Source organism: Lysobacter sp. P5_B12, assembly GCF_056400425.1.
Genome location: NZ_JBFULG010000002.1, coordinates 39,050 through 61,790, shown reverse-complemented (window position 1 = coordinate 61,790; position 22,741 = coordinate 39,050). Strand labels below are relative to the sequence as shown.

General features: G+C 67.9%; 22 protein-coding genes and 1 pseudogene. 17 read left to right on the top strand and 6 right to left on the bottom strand.

Annotated elements, in window-relative coordinates; translation table 11 throughout:
- Positions 1 to 86 precede the first annotated feature (86 nt).
- Complete coding sequence (locus AC1DOM_RS03595) at positions 87 to 548, top strand: DUF6491 family protein (RefSeq protein WP_498960342.1); 462 nt, start codon at positions 87 to 89, stop codon at positions 546 to 548.
- A gap of 4 nt (positions 549 to 552) precedes the next feature.
- Here the strand turns inward: AC1DOM_RS03595 and AC1DOM_RS03590 are convergent, their stop codons facing one another.
- The 4 genes and pseudogenes from AC1DOM_RS03590 to ftsY form a co-directional block, all read right to left on the bottom strand.
- Complete coding sequence (locus AC1DOM_RS03590; protein WP_498960340.1) at positions 553 to 825, bottom strand: oxidative damage protection protein; 273 nt, start codon at positions 823 to 825, stop codon at positions 553 to 555.
- Position 826: 1 nt separating this feature from the next.
- Entirely contained in the window at positions 827 to 1,870 is a 1,044-nt protein-coding gene (gene mutY, locus AC1DOM_RS03585; protein ID WP_498960338.1) for an A/G-specific adenine glycosylase, read from the bottom strand.
- Positions 1,867 to 3,108 carry an AsmA family protein gene (locus AC1DOM_RS03580; protein WP_498960336.1) on the bottom strand — a complete coding sequence of 414 codons (1,242 nt, stop codon included), beginning with the start codon at positions 3,106 to 3,108 and terminating at the stop codon, positions 1,867 to 1,869. The genes mutY and AC1DOM_RS03580 overlap by 4 nt, the downstream gene beginning before the upstream one ends.
- Positions 3,108 to 4,049, bottom strand: a pseudogene (ftsY, locus tag AC1DOM_RS03575) (signal recognition particle-docking protein FtsY); the annotation flags it as partial. The pseudogene ftsY and the gene AC1DOM_RS03580, both read right to left, overlap by 1 nt.
- 241 nt (positions 4,050 to 4,290) lie before the next feature.
- Between ftsY and rsmD the strand changes: the two are divergent.
- The 8 genes from rsmD to AC1DOM_RS03535 are packed head-to-tail and all read left to right on the top strand — an operon-like array spanning position 4,291 to position 10,494.
- Positions 4,291 to 4,875: a 16S rRNA (guanine(966)-N(2))-methyltransferase RsmD gene (rsmD, locus tag AC1DOM_RS03570; RefSeq protein WP_498960334.1), complete on the top strand. Its 585-nt coding sequence runs from the start codon at positions 4,291 to 4,293 to the stop codon at positions 4,873 to 4,875.
- An 18-nt stretch (positions 4,876 to 4,893) separates the two neighbouring features.
- Positions 4,894 to 5,394, top strand: a complete 501-nt coding sequence (coaD, locus tag AC1DOM_RS03565) for a pantetheine-phosphate adenylyltransferase (RefSeq protein ID WP_498960332.1) — start codon at positions 4,894 to 4,896, stop codon at positions 5,392 to 5,394.
- A 29-nt stretch (positions 5,395 to 5,423) separates the two neighbouring features.
- Positions 5,424 to 5,924: a hypothetical protein gene (locus tag AC1DOM_RS03560; protein ID WP_498960330.1), complete on the top strand. Its 501-nt coding sequence runs from the start codon at positions 5,424 to 5,426 to the stop codon at positions 5,922 to 5,924.
- Positions 5,925 to 5,975: 51 nt separating this feature from the next.
- A complete protein-coding gene (locus AC1DOM_RS03555) occupies positions 5,976 to 6,248 on the top strand; it encodes a YfhL family 4Fe-4S dicluster ferredoxin (protein ID WP_156643005.1) in 273 nt (90 codons plus the stop codon).
- Positions 6,245 to 7,984: a gamma-glutamyltransferase gene (gene ggt, locus AC1DOM_RS03550; protein ID WP_498960328.1), complete on the top strand. Its 1,740-nt coding sequence runs from the start codon at positions 6,245 to 6,247 to the stop codon at positions 7,982 to 7,984. The genes AC1DOM_RS03555 and ggt overlap by 4 nt, the downstream gene beginning before the upstream one ends.
- On the top strand, positions 7,981 to 8,568 hold the full coding sequence (locus tag AC1DOM_RS03545) for a hypothetical protein (protein WP_498960326.1): 588 nt from the start codon (positions 7,981 to 7,983) through the stop codon (positions 8,566 to 8,568). Before ggt ends, AC1DOM_RS03545 begins: the two co-directional genes overlap by 4 nt.
- Before the next feature lie 37 nt (positions 8,569 to 8,605).
- Positions 8,606 to 9,496, top strand: coding sequence for an MBL fold metallo-hydrolase (locus tag AC1DOM_RS03540; protein ID WP_498960324.1), 891 nt, complete (start codon positions 8,606 to 8,608; stop codon positions 9,494 to 9,496).
- Positions 9,493 to 10,494, top strand: coding sequence for a TMEM43 family protein (locus tag AC1DOM_RS03535; protein WP_498960322.1), 1,002 nt, complete (start codon positions 9,493 to 9,495; stop codon positions 10,492 to 10,494). The genes AC1DOM_RS03540 and AC1DOM_RS03535 overlap by 4 nt, the downstream gene beginning before the upstream one ends.
- On the opposite strand, the gene AC1DOM_RS03530 is transcribed toward AC1DOM_RS03535, so the two are convergent.
- On the bottom strand, positions 10,495 to 12,000 hold the full coding sequence (locus AC1DOM_RS03530; RefSeq protein ID WP_498960320.1) for an aminotransferase class III-fold pyridoxal phosphate-dependent enzyme: 1,506 nt from the start codon (positions 11,998 to 12,000) through the stop codon (positions 10,495 to 10,497).
- Positions 12,001 to 12,188: 188 nt separating this feature from the next.
- Here AC1DOM_RS03530 and queA point away from each other — a divergent pair, with 188 nt between their 5' ends.
- The 5 genes from queA to secF all read left to right on the top strand — a co-directional run bounded on the left by queA (position 12,189) and on the right by secF (position 17,659).
- Positions 12,189 to 13,229 carry a tRNA preQ1(34) S-adenosylmethionine ribosyltransferase-isomerase QueA gene (gene queA / locus AC1DOM_RS03525; protein WP_498960318.1) on the top strand — a complete coding sequence of 347 codons (1,041 nt, stop codon included), beginning with the start codon at positions 12,189 to 12,191 and terminating at the stop codon, positions 13,227 to 13,229.
- A complete protein-coding gene (tgt, locus tag AC1DOM_RS03520) occupies positions 13,226 to 14,365 on the top strand; it encodes a tRNA guanosine(34) transglycosylase Tgt (protein WP_498960316.1) in 1,140 nt (379 codons plus the stop codon). Before queA ends, tgt begins: the two co-directional genes overlap by 4 nt.
- Positions 14,366 to 14,399: 34 nt before the next feature.
- Positions 14,400 to 14,741, top strand: coding sequence for a preprotein translocase subunit YajC (yajC, locus tag AC1DOM_RS03515; protein WP_498960314.1), 342 nt, complete (start codon positions 14,400 to 14,402; stop codon positions 14,739 to 14,741).
- Positions 14,742 to 14,814: 73 nt separating this feature from the next.
- Entirely contained in the window at positions 14,815 to 16,683 is a 1,869-nt protein-coding gene (secD, locus tag AC1DOM_RS03510; RefSeq protein ID WP_498960312.1) for a protein translocase subunit SecD, read from the top strand.
- Between the two features lie 16 nt (positions 16,684 to 16,699).
- Positions 16,700 to 17,659, top strand: coding sequence for a protein translocase subunit SecF (gene secF, locus AC1DOM_RS03505; protein ID WP_498960310.1), 960 nt, complete (start codon positions 16,700 to 16,702; stop codon positions 17,657 to 17,659).
- A 218-nt stretch (positions 17,660 to 17,877) separates the two neighbouring features.
- Here the strand turns inward: secF and AC1DOM_RS03500 are convergent, their stop codons facing one another.
- Complete coding sequence (locus AC1DOM_RS03500; RefSeq protein ID WP_498960308.1) at positions 17,878 to 18,693, bottom strand: inositol monophosphatase family protein; 816 nt, start codon at positions 18,691 to 18,693, stop codon at positions 17,878 to 17,880.
- Positions 18,694 to 18,737: 44 nt separating this feature from the next.
- On the opposite strand from AC1DOM_RS03500, the gene AC1DOM_RS03495 reads away from it, so the two are divergent.
- The 3 genes from AC1DOM_RS03495 to AC1DOM_RS03485 all read left to right on the top strand — a co-directional run bounded on the left by AC1DOM_RS03495 (position 18,738) and on the right by AC1DOM_RS03485 (position 22,735).
- Positions 18,738 to 19,553: an RNA methyltransferase gene (locus AC1DOM_RS03495; protein WP_498960306.1), complete on the top strand. Its 816-nt coding sequence runs from the start codon at positions 18,738 to 18,740 to the stop codon at positions 19,551 to 19,553.
- 156 nt (positions 19,554 to 19,709) lie between these two features.
- A complete protein-coding gene (locus AC1DOM_RS03490) occupies positions 19,710 to 20,597 on the top strand; it encodes a phosphate/phosphite/phosphonate ABC transporter substrate-binding protein (protein ID WP_498961244.1) in 888 nt (295 codons plus the stop codon).
- A complete protein-coding gene (locus tag AC1DOM_RS03485) occupies positions 20,594 to 22,735 on the top strand; it encodes a putative bifunctional diguanylate cyclase/phosphodiesterase (RefSeq protein ID WP_498960304.1) in 2,142 nt (713 codons plus the stop codon). The genes AC1DOM_RS03490 and AC1DOM_RS03485 overlap by 4 nt, the downstream gene beginning before the upstream one ends.
- Positions 22,736 to 22,741: the final 6 nt, after the last annotated feature.

Sequence of the window (22,741 nt, the reverse complement as noted above, 5' to 3'; positions counted from 1 at the left end):
ACGGAAAGGGCGGGGGCAGGGCAAGCCGGATGGCCGCTGAATAGCGTGCGGGCGGGGTTGAACCGCGCAGGTTCGTCGGGAGCAAGATGGATCGGGCGACCCTGCAATGGGGCCGCGATACCGGAGGTTCGAAGATGAAAGGCCAGGTGCTTTCCGCGATCGCGGCGGTCTCCGCGACCTTGGCGCTCGCCGCGTGTTCGTCGGGCATGACGCGCGCCGAACGTCTGTCCCTCTACCAGGACAATGCCGGCGAGCCGGTGGCGAAGATCAATTACTTCTCGCCGCAGGGTTGGGAGGAAGTCGACGGCAACCACATCGTCGTGACCATGCGCCCGAAGGAAACCTACCTCATGACCCTCAGCGGCCCGTGCCTGGATTACGACAACGGTGCCGGGGCGATGGTCATCACCACGCAAACCGGTTCGTGGGTGCAGGCGAAGTTCGATCGCGTGGCGTTCAGCGGTTCTCCCATGCATTGCCGCATCGAAGAGATTCGTCCGCTCAACATCGAAGGGGTGCAGGCGCAGCGCAAGGCGATGGCGATCTGAGGGATCAGGCGTCGGGCGCGACGTAGCCCGCGGGTTTCTCGGCGCCCTCGCCGAAGAGGAACTTCTGCATTTCGACCTCGAGCATCGCGCGATGCTTGGGGTCGAGCGGGGACAGGCGGTTCTCGTTGATCAGCATGGTCTGGTGCGCGAGCCAGCGTTGCCATGCCGGCTTGCCCACGTGTTCGAACACGCGCTTGCCCACCGGGCCGGGCCAGGGAATGAAATCGAGGCCGTCGGTTTCGATCTGGTCGACGACGCAGAACACGGTGCGTGGCATTTCAGGTTTCCAGTAGTTTGCGGACCGGCGCGGGCAGGCCGAGCGTGCCCAGCGACGCGCGCGGGATCCAGCGCAGGTCGCCATTATCGCTCGCCGCGCGCAGGGGCTGCGTGTCCCGCCACCGCAGCGGCTGGATGTGCAGGCGGTAATGCGTGAAGCCATGCGCGACGGGCGCCAGGGTTTCGGAGGTTTCGAACTCGGCGGCGATGTGGTCGGCGAACCAGGCGCGCGCGGCATCGCGATCGGCGTATTCGGGGAAAGACCACAGCGAGCCCCAGATGCCGGTGGCAGGGCGGCGCTGCAGCAGCACGCGGCCTTGCGCATCTTCGATCCACAACATCAGCGCGCTGCGTTCGGGCAGCGGCTTGCCGGGTTTCGGCGTGGGCAGCTCGGCCGTGCGGCCTTCGCGCAAGGCCACGCAGGTACTTTGCATCGGGCATAGCACGCATGCCGGATCCGCGCGCGTGCAGAGTGTGGCGCCGAGGTCCATTTGCGCCTGCGTGTAGTCGGCCATGCGCGCGTCGGGCAATTGCGCTTCGGCGATCGCCCACAATTGTTTTTCGACTGCGGGCAGGCCGGGATAGCCTTCGATGCCGTGCACGCGCGACAACACGCGTTTGACGTTGCCGTCGAGAATCGGAAAGCGATCGCCCCACGCTTGCGACAGGATCGCGCCAGCGGTGCTGCGACCGATGCCGGGCAGGGCGATCAGTGCGTCGAGATCGCGCGGCAGATCGCCTTCATGTCGATCGACGCAGGCTTGTGCGGCCGCATGCAGGTTGCGCGCGCGTGCGTAGTAGCCCAGGCCTGCCCACAGGGCGATGACCTCGTCGAGCGGCGCCGCCGCGAGTGCGGGCACATCAGGCAAGGCCGCGATGAAACGCTCGAAGTACGGAATCACGACGCGCACCTGCGTCTGCTGCAGCATCACTTCCGACAACCACACCCGATACGGCGTTCGCGGATGCTGCCAGGGCAGGTCGTGTCGACCGGAAACATCGAACCACGCAAGCAGTCGGTCGGCGAAGGATTCGGCCTGGATCATGGCGCCACGGTGTCGAGCGCGGGATCGTGCATGCGCATGTCGACGCCTTCCAGGATTGCGCCGCCGATATCGAGCGTCGGCGTGGTGAGGCGGCCGCTCAACGGTGGCAGCGGCGAACCCGGCGCTGCATCGATCCAGTCGAGGACGGCGGGCAAGGCAAAGCGTGCATCGAAGCGCGTTTCGTCGCGCGCCAGTTGCAGGCGTGCGATCGACGAGAAATCGAAAGGCCCCGCGTAATCGAGCACGACCGGCAAGGGTGCATTCGATTGTCCGATCGGCGGCGGCAATGCGGGCCATGCGTCCGGCCACGTCGCCAACTTGCCGCCCAGATGCAGCATCGCCTTGTCGGTGTACGCAAAGGCCACGCGTCCATCGAGATTCGGAACGACGCCCTTGCCGCGTAACGCGATACCCGCCGGCGACAGCGAAACCGCGCCGCCTCCGATGCGCAGCGGCCCGTTGAGCGCGAACGCAAACGGCAGGTCGAGGTCCTTCTGCGTGTAGCGCGCGACGATGGACGCACGCAGCGGTGCGATGCGAACGCCGTGGTCGTCCACATGCAACGGGCCCGACACGCGCAAGGTCGCAGGCATGCGGCGGCCGGGTTGCTCCAGCGTGAGCGTGCCGTGCGCACCGAGGCCGGCGTCGTTCGCGGGCTTGCGCAACGAAAGCGCGAGCGCGAACGGCACGCGCGTCTGCGCGGCGACGTATCGGCCCGACACATCGGCGTCGACCGGCGTATCCGGCATCACGCGCGGCACGTCGAGCGCGATCGCATCGACCGACCATCCCGCACCCAGCACGCGCCCATCGCGCACGCGCAGGCCATCGGACAAGGTCGGCGTCTGCTGTTCGCTCGGCGGGCGCGAGGCGAGCCACGCCTGCAGCATCGGCAGGTCGAGCACGGGGGCGTCGAGTTCGACGCGTTTGATCGCCAGGTCCGCGCCGCGCGAGCGCACGGTCGACCACGGCACGGACACGTCGATGCGCGCGGCGCGCAACAACGGACGCGGCGCACCGGGCGCGCGCGCCTGCACATCGCGCAACACCAGGCGCGGACCACCGGCCAACCGATATTCGGAGGTGCCGCGCGCCGTGATTTCGAGCCCCAGCGTCGCGCTCAATTGCGAAACGACGAAGGACGCAACGCGTTGCGGCCGCGAAGCCCACCACGCGACGAGCGCGAGCAGCAGCGCCACCGCCGCGCAGGCCAGCAGCCAGCGGCGCGCGCGCGTCATCAGGTGCCGAGCGATTCCGGGAGCAGGGCGTCGACGAAGGCTTCCGCATCGAACACGCGCAGATCCTCCGGACGCTCGCCGATGCCCGCGTAGCGGATCGGAATGCCGAACTCGCGCGCGAGCGCGAACACCACGCCGCCCTTCGCGGTGCCATCGAGCTTGGTCACGACCAGACCGGTGACGGTCACCGCCTGGTTGAACTGGCGCAGTTGCGAGAGCGCGTTCTGGCCCGTCGTGCCGTCGATCACCATCAGCACTTCATGCGGCGCGGACGCATCGACCTTCGCGATCACGCGGCGGATCTTGCCCAGTTCGGCCATCAGGCCTTGCTGCGTGTGCAGGCGGCCGGCGGTATCGGCGATGAGGACATCGACCCCGCGCGCCTTCGCCGCATTCAAGGCATCGAACGCGACCGAGGCCGCATCCGCATTCTGCCCCTGCGAGACGACGGGCACGTCGTTGCGATCGCCCCAGGCCTGCAATTGCGCGACGGCGGCGGCGCGGAACGTGTCGCCCGCGGCGAGCATCAGGCTGCGGCCTTCATCCTTGAAGCGACGCGCGAGCTTGCCGATCGTCGTGGTCTTGCCCACGCCGTTGACGCCGACGGTGAGCAGCACGAAGGGCTTGGCGCGCGGATCGATCACCAGCGGCTGCGCGACGGGCGCGAGCATCGCGATCAACTCCATGCGCAGCGAATGCAGCAAGGCCCGGGCATCGGCGAATTCGCGGCGCTTCATGCGCTGGCGCAAACCTTCGAGCAGTTGCGTCGTCGCCGCCACGCCGACGTCGGCGGTGAGCAAGGCGGTTTCGATCTCGTCGAGCAGGTCGTCGTCGAGCTTGGGATTGCGCGAGAACAGGCCGCCGAGGCTCTTCGCGAACCCGCTGCCGCGCAGGCGTTCGCGCCAACCGGGCTTGCCGGCGGAGGCGGCCGGGGCGCGATCGACGAAGGGCGGCTCGACGACCGGTTCGAAGTTGCGGTCGATTTCCACGGGCGCAACGTCGGGCTCGCCGGCGGCCGGCGCGACCTCGGACGGCGCGTCGGGGCGCGGTGCGTCGGTCGGAAGGTCGGTCGAAGGCGGCGCGCCGTCGTCGGATTTCTTGCGTCGGAACCAGCGCATGCGGCCGCGGCATTCGATGTTGGACAATGGCCGGCATGGTAGCACCCACCCCCGGAACGCCCCGATGACGCGCCGTGACCCTTCCGCCGGCCAGGTCCGCATCATCGGCGGCCGCTGGCGCGGCACGAAACTGCGCGTGCCCGATCGCCCGGGCCTGCGCCCGAGTTCGGATCGCGTGCGCGAAACGCTGTTCAACTGGTTGATGCCGATCTTGCCGGGTGCGCAGGTGCTCGATCTGTTCGCCGGCACCGGCGCGCTCGGATTCGAAGCGCTCTCGCGCGGTGCGGCAAGCGCGGTCCTGGTCGAACACGATCGCGAGGCGGCGGCGTGCCTGCGCGAGGCGGCCGCGCGTTTGCAGGGCGGCGACGCGGCGGAAATCGTGCAGGCCGATGCGATGGCCTGGCTGCATGCGCAGCCCGAAGGCTGTTTCGACCTGGCCTTCGTGGACCCGCCCTTCGACGCGAACCTGTGGGGCGGCGTGCTGCCGGTGCTGGTCCCGCGCTTGCGCGCCGGCGGCTGGTTGTACGTGGAGGCCCCCGCGGCCGACGACGCGCCGCCGCCGGAGGGCTGGCGCCTGCACCGCGAGGGCCGGACGCGCGAGGTGCGCTATGCGCTCTACCGGCGGGTTACACTCGCCGGCGACTCCTGAGCCGAAACCGCGCACGCAATGCCCGTGGCCTCCCGCATCGCGGTTTATCCCGGCACGTTCGATCCGATCACGAACGGGCACGTGGACCTCGTCGACCGCGCAGCGCCGCTGTTCGAGCGCCTGATCGTCGGCGTCGCGCACAGCCCGGGCAAGGGTCCGGCGTTGCCGCTGGACCTGCGCGTGGACCTGGCCAGGCAGGCGCTGTCGCGCCACCCGAACGTGGAGGTGCGCGGCTTTTCCGGCCTGCTCGCGCACTTCGTCACCGAACTGGGCGCCGGCGTGCTGCTGCGCGGCCTGCGCGCGGTGTCGGATTTCGAATACGAGTTCCAGTTGGCGAGCATGAACCGGCACCTGATCCCGGGTGTCGAAACGCTCTTCCTCACGCCCGCCGAGCAATACGGTTTCATTTCTTCGTCGCTGGTACGCGAGATCTCCCGCCTCGGCGGCGATGTCTCGGGGTTCGTGCCGGCGGCGGTCGCCGCCGCGCTGCAAGCCGAATGGCAGCGCACTTCCGTCTGATCGACTGTTTAGTTCCGGGGGGTTCCACCATGCAACACAAGCTGCTCACGATGTCCCGCACCGCGCTGCTCGCGCTGCTCGCTGTCGTCGCCCTGGCGGCGTGCAAGAAGGAAGAAGCCCCGAAGGCCGTGGCCGCCGCGGTGGCCGTGCCCACCAACGGCGATCCGAACGCCTGGCAGGCCTACGCCAGCGACGTGGTCAAGAAGAACATGGACGGCGTCACCAGCGCGCCCTTCGTCTACTTCCTGCCGCAGGAAACCGATCCGGACTTCCAGGCGCAGTACGACGCGCAGATGGACAAGGTGAAGAGCGATCTCACCCGCGGCATCCTGGAAGGCAACATGCTCGCCTTCGTCTCGCCGGCCTCGGCGAAGATGGGCGACCTGGTCATCGCGGCGTTCACCGACGTGCCGGCCGATTCGATGAAGGGCGTCAAGGTGCTCTTCATCGGCCAGTCCGCCGACAACGCCCGCGTGCAGCCGGTGGTGACCAAGTCGGGCGCCAAGTACGTGTTCGTCGAAGCGAAATAAGGTATTTCCGGCGCGTGGCCGCACGTCGGCCACGCGCACCGGTCCCAACCCATGTCCCTCAAGATCAACGAGCTCTGCGTCAACTGCGACGTCTGCGAGCCGGTCTGCCCCAACAAGGCGATCTCCCAGGGCGAAACGATCTACGTGATCGATCCGGCGCGCTGCACCGAATGCGTCGGCCACTACGACGAACCGCAATGCGTGGTCGTCTGTCCGGTGGAATGCATCGATCCGGATGCCGCGCATCCCGAATCCAACGAGCAACTGCTCGCCAAGCTCCTGCGCCTGCAGCAGGAAGACGGCACCACGGAGCCTCCTGCATGACACCAGCGTTGCGCCCGGTCATCCGGCACGCCTTCACCTTCTGCGCGACGCTCTTGTTGTGCGCGACCTTCACCGCCGCGGCCGCCGAGGCAGGCGCCGCGCGCCCGCAACATCCGCCCGGCGCCGTCGTCGCCAGCGCACAGGCGCTCGCCACCGACGCGGGCCTCGAAGCGATCCGCAACGGCGGCAACGCCTTCGACGCCGCGGTCGCCACGTCCGCCGTGCTTTCGGTGGTCGAACCGATTTCCTCCGGCATCGGCGGCGGCGGGTTCTTCCTGCTGCACGATGCGAAGACCAATCGCGATGTGTTCGTCGATGCGCGCGAAACCGCGCCCGAATCGGCGACGCCCGAGGCCTACCTCGACAAGCAGGGCGAGCTCGACGTCGACCGCGCCGAGAACGGCCCGTGGTCGGCCGGCATCCCGGGTTTGCCCGCGGCGCTGGTGCATATCGCGTCGAAGTACGGCCGGCTTCCCCTGCGCACCACGCTCGCGCCGGCGATCCGCCTGGCGCGCGAAGGGTTCGAGGTCTATCCGCGCCTCGAACGCGGTTACGGCAGCCGYCGCGAAGTGATGGAGCGTTACGCCGGCACGCGCGCGGTGTTCCTCGCCGACGGTACGCCACCCAAGGCGGGGGAAATCCTCAAGCAGCCCGACCTGGCGCACACGCTCGAATTGCTCGCCGAAAAAGGCCGCGACGGTTTCTACAAAGGCGAAGTCGCCGAAAAATTGTTGAAGGGCGTCGCCGAAGAAGGCGGCAAGTGGACCGCCGCGGAACTTGCGAGCTACCACGTGCGCGAACGCGAGCCGCTGCGGTTCAAGTATCGCGGTTGGGATGTCGTCACCGCACCGCCGCCGTCGTCGGGTGGCGTCGCGCTTGCGCAGATGCTGCAGATCCTCGAAGGCTGGGACCTGGCCAAGCTCGATGAAGCGCATCGCGTCCACGTCACCGTCGAAGCGATGCGCCGCGCATTCCGCGATCGCACGATCTACCTGGGCGATCCCGATTTCGTGACCGTGCCGATGGCGCGCCTGATGGATCGCAACTATGCCGCGGGCCTGCGGGCCTCGATCCATCCGGACAAGGCGACGCCGAGCGCGTTGATCTCCGGACAGCCGGCACCGCTGGAAGACGACGAGACCACGCACTTCGCGATCATCGACGCCGAAGGCAACCGCGTGAGCACGACGCAGACCGTCAACCTGTTGTACGGCTCGGGCATGATCGCGCCGGGCACGGGCGTGTTGCTCAACGACGAAATGGACGATTTCGCGCTGCGCCCGGGCACGCCGAACGCATTCGGCGTGATGGGCTTCGAAGCCAACGCGCCGAAGGCCGGCAAGCGCATGCTCAGCTCGATGACGCCGACGTTCCTGGACAACGGCGACAAGGCCATCGCCATCGGCGCACCCGGCGGCAGCCGCATCATCACCGAAGTGCTGCTCGGCATCCTCGGTTACGACGCGGCCCTCTCGCCGCAACAAGTCGCCGCGCTTCCGCGCTTCCACCACCAGTGGATGCCGGACGTGATCTCCGCGGAGAAGGGTGCGTTGTCGCCGGAAGCGGTGAAGGCACTCGAAGCGATGGGCCATACCGTCAACGCCGCCGAACCGACCTGGGGCAACCTGCAGACGGTGCAGTGGGATCGCCGCACGAATACGTTGTCGGGCGGAAGCGACCCGCGCAATCCCGTCGGCAAGGCCGAGGTGCAGCTGAGCGGCACGAAGGGCAAATGAGCGAACAACCGCCGAAGAAGCCGACGCTGCACCACGTGCCCGCGATCCTCACGGGCGCGGCGGCGCTGATCGCGTCGCTGACCGCGGTGTACGTCAACGTGCGCGGCGATCGCAATCCGCCGCAAGCGCCCGCGGCCGCCGTCGCGTCCGCGACGCCGCGTGCCGAAGCGCAAGCAACCCCGGCGCGCGAAACACCGAAGCCCGTCGATCGCTACACGGTCGCGGTCGACCGCATCGCCGTCGAACACGATGGCTCGCCGGGCACCACCGATTGGCGCTTCACGGTGGAAGCGGACGACGATGCGTTGTTCGCCTTCCAGCAGGACGACCTGGACGACACCGGCGGCCGCAACGTCGCGGTGCCGAAGGACGCCTCGGGCGTGCTGCGGCTGGAAGGCCGCCCCGGTGCGCGCATCGTCATCAAGGGCTGGCGCGGGCGCCTGTTCGGCCTGGGAAGGGCGCCGGATGCGATGGGCGAGGGCCGCCTGTCGGCCGGCGGCGCGATCGGCGCGATCGAAGTGGCGGCGAGCGAACCGCAAGGCGGCGCGTTCGTCTTCCATTTGTCCGCCGATCCGGTGCGCTAGCGGTTCGTTAACCACGCCTGCGCTTACAATCGGCCGCATGAAGCTCTGGTCGATCCTCGGCAACTCGCAGAAGCTCGATGGCGGCGCGATGTTCGGCAACGCGCCGCGCGCGTTGTGGTCGCGCTGGTCGTCGCCCGACGAAGCCAATCGCATCGCATTGGCCTGCCGCGCGCTGCTCGCCAGCCCGCTCAACGGCAAGACGGTGTTGTTCGAAACCGGCATCGGTGCGTTCTTCGATCCGAAGATGCGCGAGCGCTACGGCGTCGTCGAAGAGCGCCACGTGTTGCTCGAGTCCCTGCATGCGGCGGGCTTCGAACACGAGGACGTCGATGTCGTCGTGCTCTCGCACCTGCATTTCGACCACGCCGGCGGCCTGCTCGCGCCCTGGGCCGAGGGCCGCGCGCCGGAACTGTTGTTCCCCAATGCGACCTACGTCGTCAGCAAGGAATGTTGGGAACGCGCGAACCATCCGCACGCGCGCGACCGCGCTTCCTTCATTCCCGAGTTGCAGGGGCTGCTGGAAAGAAGCGGACGCCTGGAACTGGTCGCGGGCGCGCACACGCCGGCGCTCGGCAAGAGCGTGCGTTTCCATTACAGCGACGGGCACACGCCCGGTTTGATGCTGTCGGAAATCATCGGCCCGGATGCGAGCAACGGTGAAGCGCACGGCGGTGTCGTGTTCTGCGCCGACCTCATTCCCGGACGGCCGTGGGTGCACGTGCCGATCACGATGGGCTACGACCGCAACGCCGAGTTGCTGATCGACGAGAAGCGCGAATTTCTGGAAGACAAGCTCGCGCGCAACGTGCATCTGTTCTTCACCCACGATCCGGAGTGCGCGCTCGCGCAGGTCGTGCGCGACGCCACGGGCCGCTTCGGCACGACGCACGAAGTGGCCGAACTGCACGCGCGGGCCCTGGCCGCATGAGCCCCGCGCTGCGGGGGATCCTGGCGCTGCTGATGTTGCTGGCGGCGGGTTTCGTGCACGCGCAGGAAGGCGATCCGGTGTCCGATGAAGTGGTGCGCGACCGCGAGTTCGGTGTCAGCGCGCGGCACTTCGGCCTGGAACGTCGCGTCGAGATGTACCAATGGCGCGCGAAGGACGGCGGTTACGAACGCGTCTGGAGCGAAACGCCGATCGATTCGAGCGGTTATGCACCGGGCCACGAGAACCCGGATTTCCCGATGCGCGGACGACGCTGGACCGCGCAACAGGTGACGCTCGACGACAAGCCGGTCGACCGCAGCGTGATCGAACAATACGGTCAGTGGCGCTTGTTCCGCCCGAATTTCTCGGCGTTGCCGGGGAATCTCGCCGCGACCTTCCAACCCGAAGGCGATGGCCTGGGCAGCGCGGAGAATCCGCTGGATCCGCAGATCGGCGACCTGCGCATCGGTTGGCGCGAATTGACCTTGCCGCCGCTGAAGGGACGCGTGTCGCTCGAACGCGGCACGTGGTTCCCGATCGCCGGCGATCCGCTCGATGCGCGCAACGATCCGCCCTTGCCGCAACTGGCGCCGACCGCGGCGACGATGCCGTTGCCGACGACGACGCTGTTGTTCGCCGCGCTGCATGCGCTGATGTTGATGGGGCTGACCGCGCAGGTGTCGCGTTGGCGCGGGAAGGCGCAGGTCGGCATCGGTGCCGGACAGAGCGACGAATTGCGCCGCTGGGTCCGCGTGCATGGCAACTTCATCGAATACGTGCCGCTGGCGCTGTTGCTGCTCGCGCTGCTCGAAATCGCGGGCGTCGGCCGCCAGTGGATCTTCACCGGCGGCGCGCTGTTGCTGCTCGGCCGCGTGCTGCACGCGTGGGGCCTGGGCCGCCACGCGGGCACGTCGATGGGCCGATTCCTCGGCATGGTGCTGACGATGGTGGTGCTGGGCAGCGCGGCGGTTGCCGCGCTGTGGGTCACGATGCGCTGATCAGGCCGCCGCCGCCTGCGCCTGCCGCGGACCTTCCACCAACGCACGCTTCACCATCGACACCAGCAGATCGATCTCTTCGCTGTCGACCATGAAGTGCGGGGTGAAGCGCAGCGAGTTCGCGCCGCCATGGATCACGCCCATGCCGTGTTCGCGCAGCCATTCTTCGGTCGAGCCCACGCCGTAGCCCTTGAACTGCGGGGCGAGTTCGCACGAGAACAGCAGGCCCGTGCCCTGGACCTTGGTGATCAGGCCGCCGAGCTCGGCCTTCAGCGCTTCGAGCTTGGCGATGGCTTCCTTGCCGCGTTCGCGGATGTTGGTGCGGATCGCCGGCGTGAACTGCTCGAGCACCGCGACCGCCACGTCGAGCGCGCGCGGGTTGGTGGTCATCGTGTTGCCGTAGGTGCCGGCGCGATACAGCTTCTCGGCGCGCTCGGTCACGGCGAGCACCGACAGCGGGTACTGCGCGGCGTTGAGCGCCTTGGAATAGGTTTCCATGTCCGGCGCTTCCAGGCCTTCGAAGCCCGGGTAGTCGACGATCGACAGCACGCCGTTCGCGCGCAGGCCGGCCTGGATGGAGTCGACCAGGAACAGCGAACCGTGCGACTTGGTGAGCTCGCGCGCGGCGGCGTAGAACGCCGGCGGCACGCTGCGGCCCGGGTCGCCTTCGCCCATCACCGGCTCGAGGAACATCGCCTCGATGAACCAGTTGTTGGCATCGGCGTCGGCGAAGAGCTGCTTGAGCTGGTCGATGTCGTAGGGCTCGACCGTCAGCAGCGTGTCTTCGCCACGGAAGCTGGCCAGGTGCTGCAGGTAGGTCTTGCGCGAGGAATCCGAATACAGCGCCGGGCGCTCGGTGCGGCCGTGGAAGCTACCCTTCACCACGATGCGCTTGATGGCGCGGCCGGCGTACTTCGCACCCGGATCGGTCATCAGCTTGGTGTTGACGTCGGCGATGCGCGCGGCGAGCGACACGCTTTCCGAACCGGAGTTCAGGCACAGGAACTTGGTGTACGGGCTGCCGCCGCGCGTGTGGCCGATTTCCTTGCGCATCGCGCGGTCGAAGCGCAGCTGCGAAAGATTCGGCGTCATGATGTTGGCCATCGCCTGCGGGCGGGCCATCGCTTCGATCACAGCGTCCGGCGTGTGGCCCAGGCCGAGCATGCCGTAGCCGCCCGAGTCGTGGAGCACCGCGCCCTTGAGCGTGACCACCCACGGGCCGCGCGCGGCGAGCGCGACGTAGGGGTTCACCGCGTCCATCGAATAGAAATTGACGTAGCCGGCCTGCACGGCGCGGATCTGCGCGTCTTCGTCCAGGTCCAGCAGGTCGGCGAACTCGGCGCGCACGCGCGCGTATTCGGCGGCTGCGGCGGCGATGGCCTGCGCGAGTTCGGGGTGGTTCGCGGACAGGCGCAGCAGCGTGGCGTCGTCGAGACCTTGCGTCCGACGCTTGCCGCCGTGGGCGCGCAGGGGGGCGAGGGGAGCGAGCAAAGCGTTGGCGTTCATGGCACGAACCTCGGGAAAATCTTGACGGTGGGAACCCTCCAAAACAAAAACGCGGCGGGGGCCGCGCAGTGCGTGTTTCCGAGGGATTTCAAAAGCTTGCGCGAGTCTACCACCGCCCCGACCCCGATATAACCCCCGCCGGCCGCTACACTAGGCGGCCTTGTTCGACGGCCCCGTGGCCACCTGCCTTGAAGCGCTCCGACTTCCATTACGACCTGCCGCAGGCGCTGATCGCCCAGGCGCCGCTGCCCGAACGCTCCGCCAGCCGCCTGCTGGTCGTCGAGCCCGAGCCCGCACCTCTGCAGGACCGGGGCGTTCGCGACCTGCCGGACCTGCTGCGCGCCGGCGACCTGCTGGTCTTCAACGACACCCGCGTGATCCCCGCGCGCCTGTTCGGCCAGAAGGCCAGCGGCGGGCGCGTGGAAATCCTCATCGAACGCCTGCTGCCGGGCAACGAGGCCCGCGCCCAGGTCGGCGCCAGCAAATCGCCGAAGGCCGCCTCGCGCATCGCACTCGACGCCGGCGGTGAAGCCGAAGTCCTGGGCCGCGAAGGCGAGTTCTATCGCCTGCGCTTCCATGTCGATGGTCCCTTCGAGGATTGGTTGCAGCACGCCGGCCGCCTGCCGTTGCCGCCGTACATCCAGCGCGACGCCGATGCCGAAGACGACGCGCGTTACCAGACCGTCTTTGCGAAGGAAACCGGCGCCGTCGCCGCGCCCACCGCGGGCCTGCATTTCGATAACGCATTGTTGGATGCGTTGCGCGCGAAGGGCATCGCGTTCGGCCACGTCACCCTGCATGTCGGCGCGGGCACGTTCCAGCCGGTGCGCGTCGACGATCTTGCCGACCATCGCATGCATTCGGAGTGGCTCAACGTCGGCGCGCAGCTGGTCGAACAAGTCCGCGCCACGCGGGCGAACGGTGGCCGCGTGATCGCGGTCGGCACGACCGTCGTGCGCGCGCTCGAATCGGCGCTGGTCGATGGCGCGTTGCAGCCGTTCTCCGGCGAAACCTCGATCTTCATCCTGCCGGGCTATCGCATCCGCAGCGTCGATGCGTTGCTCACCAACTTCCATCTGCCGGAGAGCACCCTGCTCATGCTGGTGTCCGCGTTCGCCGGCAAGGCGCGCATCTTCGAGGCCTATGCGCATGCGATCGCGCAGGGCTACCGCTTCTTTTCCTACGGCGACGCGATGCTGCTGTGGCCTTCCAGCGAGGCCGGCGCATGAGCCGCATGCGTTTCGAATTCCTGGGCGAAAACGGCGGCGCACGCCGCGGCCGCCTGCATTTCCCGCGCGGCACGGTGGAAACGCCGGCGTTCATGCCGGTGGGCACGTACGGCTCGGTCAAGGGCGTGTTTCCCGAAGACGTCCGCGCGTTGGGTGCCGAAATCATCCTCGGCAACACCTTCCATCTGTACCTGCGCCCCGGGCTGGAAGTGATCGAAGCGCACGGCGGCCTGCATGGCTTCGCGCGCTGGGACGGGCCGATCCTCACAGACTCCGGCGGCTTCCAGGTCTTCTCGCTCGCGCATCGCCGCAAGATCACCGAAAAGGGCGTGACCTTCGCCGCGCCGACCGACGGTTCGACCGTGTTCCTCGGTCCGGAGGAAAGCATGCGCATCCAGCGCGTGCTCGATTCGGACATCGTGATGATCTTCGACGAGTGCACGCCGTATCCGGCGACGCATGAGGTGGCGCAGGCCTCGATGCAACTGAGCCTGCGCTGGGCCGAGCGTTCAAAGCGCGCGCACGAAGGCAACGACGCGGCGCTGTTCGGCATCGTGCAGGGCGGGGTGCACCACGACCTGCGCAGCGCATCGGCCGCGGGCCTGCGGGACATCGGCTTCGACGGTTACGCGATCGGCGGCTTGGCCGTCGGCGAACCCGAGCACGAACGCAACGCGATGCTCGACCACACCTGCCCGCAGCTGCCCGAAGATCGCCCGCGGTATCTCATGGGCGTGGGGCGGCCCGAGGACCTGGTCGAAGCGGTGGCGCGCGGGGTGGACATGTTCGACTGCGTGATGCCCACGCGGAACGCCCGCAACGGCCACTACTTCACCAGCACCGGGACCGTGCGCATCCGCAACGCGAAATACGAGAAGGACACCCGGCCGATCGAGGAGGGCTGCGGATGCCCGACCTGTTCGGGCGGCTATACGCGGGCCTACCTGCGCCACCTGGACCGCTGCAACGAGATGCTGGCGCCCATGCTCGGGACCCTCCACAACCTCTGGTACTACGAAAAGCTGATGGCCGACATGCGTTCGGCCATCGAACGGGGAACCTTCGCGGCATTCAGGGAGTCTTTCCACGCCGCCCGCGCCGACCAGCCCGGGGCGCAGCCCACCCACGTGGCATAATCGCCCGCCTTTTCACATTGCCGGACCCAGCTCAATGGACCTGCTCGACTTGTTGATCGCCCCCGCCCACGCCCAGGCCGCCACGCCGGCCGCCGGCGGGAGCATGTGGCAGACGCTTTTGCTGCCGGTCGTCTTCATCGGCCTGATGTACTTCCTGATGATCCGCCCGCAGATGAAGCGCCAGAAGGAACACCGCGGGATGCTCGACAAGCTCAATCGCGGCGACGAGGTGATCACCAGCGGCGGCATCGCCGGCACGGTCACCGAGCTGGGCGACAACTTCGTCACCGTCGAAGTGGCCAACGGCGTGCAATTGCGCGTGCAGCGCGGCGCCATCGCCAACGTGCTTCCCAAGGGCACGCTGAAGTCCGCTTGATCCTTTAGTTCTTCCGAAGACTTTTCACGAAACGCAGTTGCGGCGGCCATGAAGGTCGCCGCGGGGTCGCCCGATGCTCGAATACGCGCGCTGGAAATACGTCGTCATCCTGCTGGTCCTGGTGCTGAGCACGCTGTACGCGCTGCCCAACATCTATCCGCAGGATCCCTCGGTGCAGGTCACCGCCAACCGCGGTTCGACCGTGGATGCGACCACCAAGGCCCGCGTCGAGGGCACGCTGAAGAAGATCGGCGTGGCCCCGAAGACGGTGGAGCTCACCAAGGACGGCAACCTGCTGGTTCGCCTGCGCGATCCGAACGTGCAGATCAAGGCGGCCGACGCGGTCCGCGAGGCGATGGGCAGCGACTACGTCGTGGCGCTCAACCTCGCCTCGACGGTGCCGGAGTGGCTGCAGAAGATCGGTGCGCATCCGATGCTGCTCGGCCTGGACCTCCAGGGCGGCGTGCACTTCCTGATGCAGGTCGACCAGCAGGCCGCGCTGGCCAAGCGCTTCGAAGCCACCGCCGAAGACGTGCGCGTGGCGCTGCGCGAAGGCGGCGTGGCCTACACCTCGGTCGAACGCCGCCCCGACAACAGCATCATCGCCACGCTCGCTTCCAACGCCGATCCGGCGAAGGCGCGCGGCCTGCTCGCCAAGCAGTTGCCGACGCTGCAGCAACTCGACAGCCCGCTGCCGAACCAGGTCGTCGTGCGCATCCCGCAGGCGGAACTGGACAAGGTGGCCACCGACGCCATCGAGCAGAACGTCAGCACGCTGCGCAACCGCATCAACGAGCTCGGCGTGGCCGAGCCGATCATCCAGCGCCAGGGCACCGACCGCGTCGTCGTGCAGTTGCCGGGCGTGCAGGACACCGCCGAAGCCAAGCGCATCCTCGGCGCCACCGCTACCCTGGAATTCCGCGGCGTGCACGAAGGCAGCATCGATGATGCGATGAAGGGCAACGTCCCGCCGGACGCGCGCTTGTTCACCGCGCGCGGCCGCAACGGTGGCCCCAGCTATCCGGTGCTGCTGAAGAAGCGCGTCATCGTTTCGGGCGAACAGCTCGTCGGCGCGCAGGCCACGCGTTCGCCCGACGACGGTTCCCCGGCGGTGTCGATCACGCTCAACGGCCCGGGCGGCCAGCGCATGTTCGACTACTCCAGCGAGAACGTCGGCAAGGGCCTGGCGGTCGTGTACATCGAACGCATCCCGGAAGTGAATGTTGTCGACGGCAAGGAAGTGCGCAGCACCAAGGTGAAGGAAGAGGTGATCTCGGTCGCCAACATCCGCGAGCCGCTGGGCAAGAACTTCCAGACCTCCGGCCTGGACAGCCCGAAGGACGCCTCGGACCTGGCGCTGCTGCTGCGCGCCGGTGCGCTCGCAGCGCCCATGGAATTCGTCGACGAACGCACCGTGGGCCCGAGCCTGGGCGCGGAGAACGTCGATCGCGGCATGACCGCGGTGCTGTACTCCTTCGGCTTCGCGCTCGTCTTCTTCCTCGTCTACTACCGCATGTTCGGCATCATCACGTCGGTGGCGCTGCTCATCAACCTGCTGATGGTGATCGCGGTGATGTCGATCCTCGGCGCCACGCTGACCCTGCCGGGCCTGGCGGGCATCGCGCTGACCGTGGGCATGTCGGTGGACGCCAACGTGCTGATCAACGAACGCATCCGCGAAGAGCTACGACTCGGCATGCCACCCCTGGGTGCGATCAAGGAAGGCTACGAACGCGCGGCGGGCACCATCGCCGACGCCAACATCACGGCCATCCTCGCGGGCGTCGCGCTGTTCGCCTTCGGCACCGGCGCGGTGAAGGGCTTCGCCGTCTCGCTGATCGTCGGCATCCTGACGTCCATGTACACCGCGGTGTCGGTCTCGCGCGGCGTCGCCACGCTGATCTACGGCCACCGCCGCAAGCTCAAGTCCATCGCGGTCTGATCGGGAAGCCAAGCAAATGAAACCGTTCAACGTCTTCCCGTACGACAGCAACATCAACTTCATGCGCTTGCGCTGGGTGTCGCTGACGATCGCGGCGCTCATCATGTTCGTCGGCATCTTCGCGATGGTCGACAAGGGCTTCAACTTCGCCCTGGACTTCACCGGCGGCGTGGGCGTGGAATTGCGCTTCCAGAAGCCCGCGGACGTCGACGGCATCCGCTCGCGCCTGGAAAAGGCCGGCTACGCCAACGCGGTGGTGCAGACCTTCGGCACCGGCAGCGACGTGCTCGTGCGCCTGCAGGATCGTCCGCACGCCGCCTCGCAGGCGGGCGGCACGTCTTCCAGCATCGCGCAGGAAGTCCGCACGCTCGCCTCCTCGCCCGACAACCAGGCCGAGGTACGCAGCAGCGCGCAGATCTCGCCGCAGGTGGGCAAGGAGCTGGCGCAGAACGGCCTGTACGCGCTGTTGTTCGTGCTGTTCGGCTTCGGCGTCTACATCTCGGCCCGTTTCGAATGGAAGTTCGCCGCCGCGGCGATCGTGACCACGCTGCACGACGTCATCGTCGTCGCCGGCTGGTTCGCGGTCAGCGGGCACGAGTTCGACCTGACGGTGCTCGCCGGCGTGTTGTCGGTGATGGGGTATTCGATCAACGACACGATCGTGGTGTTCGACCGCGTGCGCGAAAACTTCCGCGGCATGCGCGCGCCGCCGTACGAGGTGTTGAACAAGTCGGTCAACCAGACGCTCTCGCGTACGGTGATCACGTCGTTCGTGGCCTTCCTGACGGTGTTGGCGCTGTACGTGTACGGCGGCGGTTCGCTGCGCGGCATGGCCGAGTCGCAGATGATCGGCATCGTGATCGGTACGCTGTCGTCGATCTTCGTGGCCTGTCCGTTGCTGATGTGGTTCGGCGCGAGCAAGCAGGACCTGATGCCGAAGGCGCGCGACGAAGCGGCGCTGGCGCGTCGTCCCTGACGGAATCGCGGCGCCCTTCGGGGTTCGGCAAAACAAAAAAGGCCGCGCTTTGTGCGCGGCCTTTCTCTTTTGGTCGCGGATTGAAAGCGCCTCTTCGGAAGGACGGCGCGCCACGTGACGTGGTGTGGTTCCCCTGCCGCTCCCGTTCCAGGAGCGGCAGGGGCACCACATCGATTCGCGCGGCGAGTCGTCAGCACGAAGCGTCGCGCTTCAAAAATTCAAAACGCCGCAGCGTACCCAGAACCCACGATCGCCTTCTGCAACTGCTCGCTGAGCTTGAGATTGCCCGCCACCAACTGGCGGCCGAGGATGCCGCGCTGATCCATCGGCCCCGTCGCGGCGCCGCGGAAATCGGTGACGCGGCCGCCGGCCTCGCGCACGAGCAGCACGCCCGCGGCGATGTCCCACGGCTTCACGCCCGCTTCGAAATAACCGTCGACGCGACCGCAGGCCACGTAGGCCAGGTCGAGCGCGGCCGAACCGGTGCGGCGGATGTCTTCGGCATCGCGCAGCAACTCGCCGACGCAGGCCAGGTGCGGCGCAAGGCGCTCGCGCTCGCGCGGCGGGAAACCGGTGATGAGCATCGCGCCGGTGAGGTCCTTGCGCTCGGTCACGCGCAACTTGCGGTCGTTGAGCACCGCGCCGCCGCCCTTGCTGGCCGTGAACAACTCGTTGCGCAGCGGATCGAAGATCACCGCGTGCTGCGGCTCGCCGCCTTCGACCAGCGCGATCGACACGCACCAGTGCGGGATGCCGTGGAGGTAATTGCTGGTGCCGTCGAGCGGATCGATGACGAAGGTCGAACGGCCGCGGCCGCTGGCGCCCGTTTCCTCACCGAGGATCGAGCAGTCCGGCATCGCGCGCTTGAGTTCCTTCACGATCTCGGCTTCGGCCAGGCCGTCGACCTCGCTCGCATAGTCCATGCGCTCTTTTTCGACGACGTTGAGCGCGTCGAGGCGGTTCATGTGGCGCAAGAGCACGTTGCCCGCGGCGCGGGCGGCCTTGACCATGACGGTGACGGCGGGTTTCTGCATGGACGGGGCCGATCGCGAGGGGCGCGGAGTTTAACATTCGCGCCATGAGCGAACCGATTCCTTCCGCCTCCCGCCTCGAAACCCTCGCGCGCGATCGCGTCCGCATCGTGCTCGTCGGCACCCAGCACCCCGGCAACATCGGGGCGGCCGCCCGCGCGATGAAGACGATGGGGCTGGCCCGCCTGGTGCTGGTCGCGCCCGAGAAGACGCCCGACCGCGACACCGTCGCGATGGCCGCCGGCGCCGAGGACCTCGTCGACCAGGCGCCGGTCTTCGCATCGCTGGCCGATGCCGTCGCCGATTGCGCCCTCGTGCTCGGCTGCACCGCGCGCAGCCGGCGCGTGCAGCTGGAACAGCTCGCCCCCGACGAGGGCGCCGCCCGCGCGCTGTCCTTCGCCGCGCAGGGCCCGGTCGCGCTCGTCTTCGGCCGCGAACGCACGGGCCTGGACAACAACGAGCTCCAGCTCTGCCATGCGGCGATCCACATTCCGTCCGATCCGGCCTTCAGTTCGCTCAACCTCGCCGCCGCCGTGCAGGTGCTGAGCTACGAAGTCCGTCGCGCAGTGCTGGGCGGGCAGGGTGTCGCACGGCCCGTCGCCGCGCCCCCGGCCCTCGCATCGGAAGAAGGCCCCGCGCCCCATGCCGAACTCGAAGGCCTGTTCGCCCAGTTGGCCGAAACGCTGGACGCCATCGACTTCCACAAGGGCCGGACGCCGGATTCGGCGATGCGCAAGCTGCGCCGCCTGTACCTGCGCGCGGGCCTGGGGAGCGCCGAGGTCCGCCTGCTGCGCGGGGTGCTGGCCGATACCCAGCGGATGGCGATGCTCGCAGGGCGCACGAATCCGCCGGCCGACGACTGATGAAACTGCTTTGTAACGGCGAACAATCGCTGTCTCGGGCCAGATAAATGGGCTAGGCTTCACGCACTTGGGGGAGTCAGCAGGGCTTTCGCTTTGGTTGCGTTCCGTCGCATTGCCGCGGGGCTGTTGTGCATCGCCGCGGCGCTCACATCCCCCCTGATCCATCGTGATGCCCGTGCAGCGGACGCAACGGGCGTCGACGATGCGCACGTGCTCGTCCTGGGCCGCATCAGCGACGACCCCAAGGAACACTACGAACAACTCAAGCCGCTGCTCGACTATGTCGTGCCGCGCATGGCCGACGTCGGCATCCGCGAAGGCCGCATCCTGATGGCCCACGACGTGCAGCAGATGAACAGCTATCTGCGCCGCGGCCGGGTCGACTGGGTCACCGAAACCGCCGGCACCGGCATGCTGCTGAAACAGGGGTCGGGCGCGCAGCCGCTGCTGCTCACCGAACGCGACGGCGTCAGCGAATACACGACCGTGTTCTTCGTGCGCAAGGACAGCGGCATCCGCAGCCTGGCCGACATGCGCGGGCGCCGCGTCGCCTTCCAGAACCCGAATTCGACCAGCGCCTACTACGTCCCGGCCTCCGAGCTGCTCGACCACAGCCTCAAGCTCGAAATCCTGCTCTCCCCGATGGATCGTGCCGAACCCGGCAGCGTCGGCTATTTGTTCGCGCGCACCGAGTTGAACATCTCCACGTGGGTCCACAAGCGCATGGTCGATGTCGGCGTGATGAGCAACCTGGACTGGCAGAACCCGCAACGCGTGCCCGCGGCCTTTCGCGCCGACCTTGCGATCGTGCACGAAACCGCGCCGTATCCGCGCGCGCTGGAAATGGTGCGCGGCACGATGGATCCGAAGGTCGCCGCACGCCTGCGCGAAGTGCTCATCGAAGCCTCGCGCGATCCCGACGCGCGCGAAGCGCTGCTGCGCTTCTTCAAGACCACGCGCTTCATGCCCATCGACGCGGGCGCGCAGCAGGCGCTGCAGCGCATCGGCGGCGGCGTGCAGCGCATCCGCGCGGAGGTCGAATGACCTTGCGCTTCGGGTTGCAGGCGAAGTTCCTCGCCGGCATGGCCCTGGTCCTGCTCGGCGTGCTCGCGCTGATGGTGGTGATGTGGCAGCGCCAGGAAGCGATGCAGGACCAGGTGTTCGACGTCGGCCGCCAGACCATGCGCGAGCTGGTGGGCGAGCGCCTCAAGCGCCGCGGCGAAGCCGGCGTGCAGCAACTCGCCGAATCGCTCACCAACCCGATGTACTACTCGGACCTGGACGCCATCGGCACGCTCGCGCGCGCGGCGATGCGCCAGCCCGACGTCGCCTACGTGCTCGTGTTCGATCCGCAGGGCCGCATCGTGCACGACGGCTCGGGCGACATCCCGGCCTTCGGCCAGCCGATGAACGATCCCTTCGCCTTCGAGGTCGTCACCGCGCGCACGACGCACGTGCAGAGTTCCGATCACATCGTCGACATCTCCGCGCCGATCATGATCGGCGACCAGCGCCTGGGTGGCGTGCGCCTGGGCTATTCGCTTTCGGCGATCAAGCGCGACGAGGACAGCGCCAACGGCGCGATGCACGCGCGCCTGGAAGCCATCGGCCGCAAGCACGTGGCGTGGATCGCGATGATCGGCGCGGGCCTGCTCGCGCTCGGTGCGCTGGTGGTCGCGCTCGTGCAGAAGACGCTCGTCCGGCCGATCCGCCAGCTGGCGGATGTGGCGCAGGAAATCGAGGCCGGCAATTTCGAAACCGACGCGCCGGTGACCAGCCGCGGCGATGAAGTCGGCGATCTCGTGCGCGCCTTCGGCCGCATGAGCAGCTCGGTGGCGCGCCATGATCGCGACATCCGCCGCATGGCCTACAGCGATGCGCTGACGGGCCTGGCCAATCGCCTGGCCTTCCGCGAATCGCTCGACCGCCGCCTGCTGCAGTTGCGCGGCGCGGGCCGGCAGCTGGCGTTGCTGTTCGCCGACATCGACGACTTCAAGCGCGTCAACGACACGCTCGGCCACGATGCCGGCGACGAAGTGCTGGTCCAGTTCGCCAACCGCATCCGCGAGACCGTCGAGCGCATGGGCGGCGAGGGCGCGATGCTCGCGCGTTTCGGCGGCGACGAATTCGTCATCCTCATCGAAAGCGTGCTGTCGCCGACGGGCAACCACGGCGACGTGCGCACCGCCGCGAGCCGGTTGGCCGAAGCGCTGGTCGCCGAACTCAGTCGTCCGATCGTCGTGCAGGAACGCCAGGTGTTCCTGGGCACGTCCATCGGTATCACGTTGTTCCCGGAAGACGCATCGGGTTCGACGATGCTGATGAAGAACGGCGACATCGCGATGTACCAGGCGAAGGTCGCCGGCAAGAACTGCCATCGCTTCTATTCGCGCGCGATGGACCAGGCGGTCGAACGCCGCGTGCGCATGGAGCAGGATCTGCGCGGCGCGTGGGATCGCGGCGAACTGAGCCTGGCCTACCAGCCCGTCTACAGCCTGGCCGACAACCAGTTGCGCGGCGCCGAAGCCTTGCTGCGCTGGCAGCATCCGGAGCACGGTGCGATCGCGCCGTCGGTGTTCATCGATGTCGCCGAGCAGAGCGGCCTGATCGAAACCATCGGCCCGCAGGTGTTGCGCGCGGCGTGCGAAGACACGGTGCGTTGGCAACAGGCGCATCCGAAGGCCGACAAGTTGTTCGTCTCCGTCAACGTGTCCCCGCGCCAGTTGCGCAGCGGCGATCTGCCGCGCGTGGTCGCGTCCACGTTGAAGGACACGGGCCTGGAAGCCGAACGCCTGCACCTGGAACTCACCGAGACCGCGGTCATCGGCGACGAAATCCACGCCAGCGGTTTGCTGTCGCGCCTGCGCGCGTCGGGCGTGAAGATCTGGCTCGACGATTTCGGCACGGGCTTCTCCGGCCTGAGCCACCTGCGCCGCGTGCCGGTCGATGGCGTGAAGATCGACCGCAGCTTCATCGCCGACGTGTTGCGCGATCCCGACGATCTCGCGCTCACCACCGCGATCATTGCGATGGCGCACTCGCTGGGCATCACCGTGGTCGCCGAGGGCGTGGAGAAGGAAGGCCAGTTCGACATCCTGCGCGAACGCGGTTGCGATCTCGCGCAAGGTTATTGGCTGGGTTATCCGATGAACGCCCACGACTTCGGGCAGTTGCTGGCCTGAGCGAGC